The 8,220-nt window shown below is 67.7% G+C and carries 2 protein-coding genes; both read left to right on the forward strand.

Annotated elements, in window-relative coordinates:
* Positions 1–222: 222 nt before the first annotated feature.
* Positions 223–546, forward strand: a complete 324-nt coding sequence (locus AC27KI_RS15485) for a hypothetical protein (protein WP_284431546.1) — start codon at positions 223–225, stop codon at positions 544–546.
* Positions 547–636: 90 nt separating this feature from the next.
* Positions 637–8,220, forward strand: a 7,584-nt coding sequence (locus tag AC27KI_RS15490) for an RHS repeat domain-containing protein (protein ID WP_487114604.1), incomplete at its 3' end; no start/stop codon positions are given.

Below are 8,220 nucleotides of genomic sequence, written 5' to 3' on the forward strand. Positions count from 1 at the left end.
GAATGCATGGAATACAAAAAATGAAGGCGGGCGGTGCGTGCCGCCCCGGTGCCGCGCGCACCGGGGCGGCACGCACCGCCCGCCTTCATTTTTTGTATTCCATGCATTCACGGCACTGGCTGCGGGCCCGGTGGGCCATGCCGTGGCTCCATGGTTCAGCGGGATCCGCACGCGAGGGCGCGGCAGGACCCATTTCACCCCACCTTGAACAAGGAGTAATCCATGCCATCCATGTACGTTCAGAACATTTCGATTCCGGTCGCCAACGCCTCGGTGTCCGACGCGGGCGTCGTCACGGCACAGACGACCTACAGCTTCCCGACGAACGTGATTTCGGCCGGAGCCTCCGTTGCCGCCTACACCGCGTCCTTCGGCAACACGGACCACCATCTGCGCACCGTGGGCGCCAGCGTCCAGGTCCAGACCCAGGCCAACTCCCCCACGGTGACGATCACGGGCACCCTGCAGTTGCTGGACAACAGCAACAACAAGCTCAACCCGGCCAGTTGCAGCCTGACCGCCTCGGTGATTGCCTGGGCGCAGTAAATCCACTGATTCACCGACCGGTCGGCCCTCCTTTGCTGCGTGAAGGAGGGCCGTTCCCATTGGAGCCTTTTCTTTTTCCAAGGAGTCGCCATGCCATCCACCGCCGGTCAGTCATCCAGCGCCCCAGCCCTCGGAATTCTCCAGTTCGACGCAGGCAGCCTGGGCACGGGCGTCAACCTGTTCCGGGGCAACCTGGCCTTTCCGCTCAAGTTGCTCACGCTCCCGGCGCGGGGCGGACTGGCCTGCGATCTGACGCTCATGTACCAGAGCAGCGTGGCCGACCAGGTGGCGCAGTGGAACCTCACGCACCCCAGCGGCGGGCTCGGCGTGGGGTGGAACATGCCGATGGATCAGATCGTGGCGAACACCGGCAGCGCTCCGCTGCAGGATGCCGAGTACTATCTGATGAACCAGGGGCAGGCCCTGCGCCTCGTGCCCATTCCGACGCAGTGGAGCCGTGGCACGGTCAGCGCGCAGGTGCTCGCCGGCGCGCTGCCGGGGCGGGTGCCGCCGGGGCTGGTCACGGCACTGGAAACGCATGGCTGGCGCCCCTCCAGCGCGGCATTGATCCGGCCCACGGAGCGGCCGGGCGAATGGCGCCTGGACGATCCGCAGCAGCGCCGCTCCCACGCCCTGGTGCCGCAAGCGGACGGCACGCTGGGCATCGAGACGGCGGGCCAGTCCTATGAGACCGTGCCCTACCAGTTCTGGCAGGTCACGTTCTATCCCCAATGGAACAGCTGGGAAGTGGTGCGCCCCGACGGCTCGGTCGCGATCTACGGCGAGAGCGACCGCCAGCTCGACGGCATCGAAGACCGCCATCTCGTGCAGTGGGGCATCCACTGGGACAACTGGACCGGGCCGAGCACGCAGGCGCAAGGGCAGGCGCGCCATGCACAGGCCTGGAACCTGGCGGAGCTGCGCAACACGGCGGGGAACTGGATCGCCTTCGCGTACCGCACGTCGGAGCAGACCGTCGGCGCCGGCACGCTCACCTACACCCGCGAATGCCAGATGGCCCGGATGGAAAACGACCTGGGCTGGTCCTGCCGATTCAACTGGAGCCCGATGACGTACGACAACACGTCGCTGGATGCCCCCAAGGAATACCTCGCCCTTCACTCGGACCCACGGCAGCGCCCCGGCCAGGTGCCCAACGCCTGGCAGGACCGTTTCGAATCGGTCTACCTGGACAGCGTGGATGTGTTCAACGACGCAGGCGCCCCCCAGGTCCGCCTGAACTTCGAATGGCATGACCTCGTGAACCTCACGGCCCCGGATGCCAGCAATCCGCTGGGCACGGGTGCGTGCTTCAAGCGGTACCTCAAGGCGGTCACCGATGTCCTTCCCGGGGGCGCCAGCAGGCCCGGCATCTCCTTCGAGTACGACCTGCAGGGGCAGGGGCCGCTTCCAGGCGCCCTGACCGCCATCACCTTGCCGACCGGTGGCATCACCCGCTACGAATATTCGGAAATCGACGTCGGGGCCGATGCCGAACTGGACCCCGGCGCCCGCAACCTGACGATTGCGAACCCCTTCGGCAGCGACACGGCGGCCACGCCCCGGGTCTGGTACGGCTCGGACTACGTGGTGATGGCCTGGTATGACAGCGCGCAGAACGCCTTGCTGGCGAATGTTCTGACCTGGGTGGGCCGATGGATGCCCGCCTGGCAGACCTGGCAGCGTTTCGACGGCGCCCTGGATGTCGACCGCATCGGCGCGACCACCAGCGAGCACAGTTTCGTGCTGATGCTGCCCCGCCTGGACGACAGCGCCACCGCGGTCTATCTGGCCTCCCGCCGCCCCATCGCGGTGGCCGACTGGGCCTTCGCCTCCGAGGGCGGCCAACCCGAGCCCTATCCCCATGCCAGCGGCCAGCTGCAGGTCGTGGGCGGCAGCGACTTCTATGTGGTGGTGGACAAGGACAACCGCCAGTTCACCCGCTATGCGCTGAACTGGCAATCCCGGTCCTGGGACATCGCCACGGAAACGGCGCCGCAGAGCGGGAACAACGCCCGTCTGTTCGCCTGCGCCGCGGGCCAGCACTATCTGACGTTCTGTTACGACCCGGACACTGAGCAGGGACTCTTCAACCTTCGCTTTCGGGACCCCTTGCTGGCCTGGCACGAGGGTGCGTCGCTGGCGACGACGCAGGTGGTGATTCCAGCCTTCGGGACCACGTCGTATTTTCAGATGACCACCGAAGGCGGCATGGCGGCGGCCGCGTGGATCACGGAGTTCACCGCGAAAGGCAGCGCCATCCAGGCGTTCGACTATCGCCTGGCCGTGCTGCGCTGGGACGCGGATTACGGCAATCTCGCCTTCCAGGCGCTGCCGGACGTCTTCGACGGCCCCGGCTTCACCAACCTCTCCACGGCCTTCCTGCAGACCCTGGGGCCTTCCCTCGTCGGCGGCAGCCTCGTGGGCTCCGGACCGAACGTGCTGCGGTTCGATGGCGTCGACTGGTCCTACCACTTCGCCGGGATCCAGTACGCACCCGGCGCCGACCCCAGCACCCAGTTCTACTGGTATGCCTGGAACGGGCAAGCGGTGCTGAAAACGGAGAACACGACTTCGGCGCTGTACTCCGCCCTGGACAGTTTCGACCCCAGCGATCCGGCCGCGGGCTGGACCACGCAGGTGCTGCAGGACGAAGATCCCCCGCCGCCATCGCGCGAGACGCTCGGCTTTCCCACCCTCGCGGGCACCTATGCCTCGCAGGGGGGAACGCTGTATTCGCAGTCCGTCTGGCCCGGCTGGGCTCCGGTGCAGTCGCACCGGCTCGGTGAAATCACCGCGGCCTCCTTCGACAGCACGACGGTCATCGACCAGGCGCCGGACTTCCTGGCTTACATGACGCTGGACGCCGACGGGGCTCCCCAGGACACGCAGGTGCTGTTCTTCCGCAATGGCGGGCTCCTGAAAGATGCGCAAGGCGAGCCGGTGCGCGAGACCTTCGCCGGGCAGCAGATGTTCCGCATGCTGAACCACACCCTGCGCTACGAGACCGCCGTTTCCGGGAAACTGCCGGCCATTCCATCGGGCTTCGTGACCTTCCCGACCGGCAGCGACATCGATGCGTCCGTCGAGATGACGCTGCACCGCTATGCCAACCATTCCGTGAAAGCGCCGCTGAGGGCCTTCGTGGTCACCGCGCTCACGCAGGACAGCGGCTACGGTGTCTTGAAAAAAGCCTACGCCTACACCGATGTCTCTGCGGCCACCGACAGTTCCGGCAGTGTGGTGCAGTTCGCCACGGTCACCGAATACGCGGCCACCACCGATCCCGCGCTCCAGCAGTACGGCGGAACGACCAGCCACTTCTACAACGGCTTGCCAGCGCGCAGCTTCCAGGCCGCTGCCGAACGGCAGGTGCGGGCCGGGGCGCTGGCGGACACCCGATTCGCGGTGGAAGACGCCTACTCGCTCGTGGCGGGCATGCTCATCTCCAAGCAGGTGTTCGGCGCTGACGGCAGCGCTTTGTCGTCGCAGATCAGCGAATGGACCTACGTCGACCAGGTCGCAACGGCGCCCGCCGGCGGCACGCTGCGCAACCTGTATGGTGGCGTTCCGCAGGTGACCTCGTCCACGGAGGTGCTGCAGGGCGTCTCACGCACGATGGCGTTCACCTATTCCCTGGCCGGCGGCAGTCCCGATACCGTACAGACCGGGTACTACGGCAGCACCGGGCAATGGCGGGCCACCAGGCGCTCGTCCGTTTTCGGGTTCGAGGTCTATCCGGCGCTTTGGAGCGCGAACATCCTGGCTCCCGTGGCGCAGGCCCTGATGCACAACCAGGACGACGACGGCGCCTGGCAGTTTCAGGCGGGCAAGGTGCAGACCTTCCGGACCTGGCAGCATGCCGATGGAACGCCCTACTGGGCGGAAGCGGACACCTGGGTGGCGAACGAGGCCGATGCAGTGCCCTTCACCGCCTGGGACGGCACGGACCCGGGCCACGGCTGGCTCCTGCAGGAACGCATCTCCGAGCGGGACGGACTGGGGCAGGTGCTGCTGTCCCATGACCTCGCGGGCCGCCCCATGGCCTCCCTGTTCGACGACCGGGCGAGGTTCCGCATCGCCGGGTTCGTCAACTCCGCCTCGGGCAATGCCTACGACAGTTTCGAGGACTACCAGGCCCCCACCTGGAGCCTTCCCGAGGGCAGCGTCGTCCAGGCCGGCGATGCCGCCACCGGCCAATCCTGCCTGCAGGTCAGTGCGTCGGGCACGCTGACGCGCAGCGTGTCCATCGCGCAGGGCCAGGCGCCGCAGGTGTTCTCGCTCTGGATGAAAACGCCCCAGGGCGCCGCCGGCACGGATTTCTCGGCCACCCTGCGCCTTACCTCGTCCCAAGGCCAAAGCCTGGAGCGCCCCTTGGAGCCGACCGCCGGGCAATGGCAGCCCGTGCAGTGGACCATCGACATGTCGGGACTGGGGCTTGCGGGCCCGGCGACCGTGACCCTGGCGATCGCGGTGCAGATCGATGGACCATCCGTCCCCTGGATCCGCCTGGACGACATCGCCTTCGCCCCCCTGGACTGCCAGTTCCAGGCCGTGGTGTACGACAGCGCGAGCCTTCGGACGGTCGGAGCGCTGACCCCCAACGGCAACATCTCCCGCACGGTCTACAACCCGGTGTCGGAACCCGCCGCGACCATCGGCCCGTGGAACAACCCGAGCCTGATCTGCATGGCCTACTTCTGCCGGCAGGACCACGGGGTGGACAGCACCCATCCCTTCCCCACGGACCGTCCCAATGCGGCCATCAACATCCAGGGCAACGGCGACGGCTTCTACGACCCCTTCGCCGACGATGCCCTGCAAAGCTACACGGCGGTCTCCGGCTCCGAATCCGAATGGACCTGCGGCCAGGGACGGCTCATCTACCAGGGGCAGTCGCAACAGCCGCTCGGCGCGCGCCTGGCACGCACGGGATTCACGGCCGAGAGCCTGGCCGCGCGGATCCTGGTGGACCCGGCCAGCCTGGGCGAGGTCCTCTTGGGCACGGGCGAATGGTTCGTGGCGCGCACCGGGGGTAACGAACCCGAATGGCAGCTTCGGAACGCGGCCGGCGCGGTGTCCGCACAGGCCGCCGCCGATGGCCGTGCGCGCGAGTGGCTGCTGGTGGCCACGCCCGGCAGGCTGCTGTTTTTCGCGGACGGCCTCAAGGTCTTCGAATACGCCGGCCAGGACGTCACGGCCCCCTTCGGCATCCAGGTGGGCATGAGCGCACCCGGCACCTTCAGCGGCTTCGTGGTGGCGCAGGACATCGCGCTGGGTGTGAGCTATGCCGACGGCCTGTCCCGCAGCTTGCAGACCCTCTCCCTGGAGTCCGGTGACAGCGCCATCCTGGAGATGGGGCTGTATGACGATCGCGGCAACATCGCGGTCAAGGCGCTCGACAGCCGCATCACCGTGCAGGGAAATGCAGCGCTCTTCGAATACCAGGCGGGCATGGCCACCAACGCCGGAGAAGGCGGCAGCCTCTGGAGCGGAGCGCCCCTGGAAGGCCTGCTGTCCAGCCAATACCACCCGCAGGCCGGTGGCTATCCGTTTTCACGCACGGCCTTCGAGGCGGCCCCGCTCGCGCGGCCCGTGGCGATGGGGCAGCCCGGCTTCGACTATGCGATCCGGCCGGGCAGCACGCACTACGCCACCCGGGCCTATTCCACCAACCAGACTCCCGGCGAATTCGCCTACCCGCTGCCGCTCGGGGAATACCACCTGGTCATCGACACCGACCCCAACGGCGCGGTGACGCAGGCTTGGAAGGACACCGCGGAAAACCTCGTTGGCCGGGTGGTGCAGACCTCCGCCCAGGACACATCGCTGAACTGGCGCATGAGCCAGGTACAGGACGCATCCGGCCGCACCATCGCCTCCGTGCCGCCCAATTCCTATGCGGCCGCTGGAGCGTCACAGAACGGGATTCCGGCGGGCAGTGCGACCGCCACCTACGACTTCGCGGGCCACCGCATCGGCACCACCGACCCCGACAGCGGCCACTGCGAGATGGTGTACAGCACTTCAGGCCTGGCACGCTTTCTCTCCAACGGCAGCGGCTTGCCCGACGGCCACATCATCTACCGCAAGTACGACTCGCTGAGCCGGATCGTGGAGGAAGGCACGGTGCAGCAGGCGTGGGACAGGGAACTGCTGCAGCAAAAGGCCGACGACGCCTCCTGGCCCCCCTCGCCGACGACATGGGGCATTCGCCGCTACTTCGATGGCGACGGCAGCGAGGCGACGCAGGCCGACAGCCTCGTAGGCCGGCTCTGGAAGGTGGAGATGCAGCAAGGCGCACAAGGCGGCGCGCAACTGGTGGAGACATTCGCCTACGACCGGGCCGGGAGGATCGAGCGACGCGCCCGGACGATTCCCGGCTCGCCGCAGGGCTCCTGCACCGTCAGCAACACCTGGTCGCGGGGCGGCAACCTGCTGTCGAGCACCGACTCGTCCACCCAGTTGACCAGCCTGCTGGCCTACGACCCGCTCGCACGCGTGACCTCGGTGTCGGCCCGAGTGAACGGCCTGGACACGGTCCTCGTCGCGCACACCTACTCCCCGCAGGGCAAGCCCGAAACGACGACGCTGCTGCCCACCCCTTCGGGCGCCCTGCTGGAGCGCACCTTCACCTACGAAGCGCCGGGCTGGCCGCGAACCCTCGACGCGGGCCCGCTGTGGAACCAAACGCTGGACTACACCAGCGGTGCGTGCGACGGCCAGGGCTACTACAACGGGGAAATCGCCCGGCGGGGAATCGACTCCAGCATCGCCGACCTGCCCGAGCCTCCCCTGTGCACGCACATGGACGCACTGGGCAGGCTGACCGGCTGCGGCACCGGCATGAACGCCCAGAGCTGGCAGATGGATCTGAACGGCAACTTCACCCGCCACGACCGGGCGGACAGCAGCGCGACCTATGCCTATCAGGATGGGACCAACCGGCTCTCCAGCTATGCAGCGGCAGACGGCACGCTCACCATGGAATACGACCGTGCAGGGGCCATTTCCCAGGCCCGCGGTCCCGGCGGCGCGCCCGCATGGGAAACCGGCTATGACGCCTGCACCGGCCGCCCGGTGTCCTACCGGGGCGGCGACGGAACGTCCCTGGACATCCTGCGTGACGCCGACGGCCACCGCGCACAGCTCACGCGCACGGCCGGCACCGGAGAGCGGCAGCAACGCTGGCAGATGCCCTCGCCCGGCGGCGAGGTGCTCGTGCAGTATTCGGGCACGTCGACCTCCATCGCCCGCTTCATCTCCGCCATCGACGTGCAGGTGGCGTGGATCGACGGAAAGTTCTATTTCGGACTGCTGGACCATCTGGGAAGCGTGCGTGTCGTGCTGGATGCCGACAACGCGGTGGTCGGGGCATGGCGCTACGACATCTACGGCGCGCCGACGGCGGTGGTGCCCTGCCAGGTGCCATGGCCGCGGCTGTTCACCGGCCACAACTACGACGAAGACTCGGGCCTGTACGACTGCAATGCCCGCTTCTACAGCCCCCTGCTGGGTCGCTATCTCAGCGTGGACCCGCTGCTGGAAAGCCCCTCGCCCTACGTGTACGTGGGCAACAACCCCTTGTGCTTCACGGACCCCCAGGGCATGAACGTGTGGGGGATCATCGCGGGGGCCGTGGCGACCCTGGCGATCGGCGTGGCGGGCGTGCTG

This window comes from Acidovorax sp. KPB24-03 (assembly GCF_057546605.1).

Excerpts from the sequence above, each read along its gene's own strand:
- AC27KI_RS15485 (WP_284431546.1), top strand. The coding sequence starts at position 223 with ATGCCATCCATGTACGTTCAGAACATTTCGATTCCGGTCGCCAACGCC.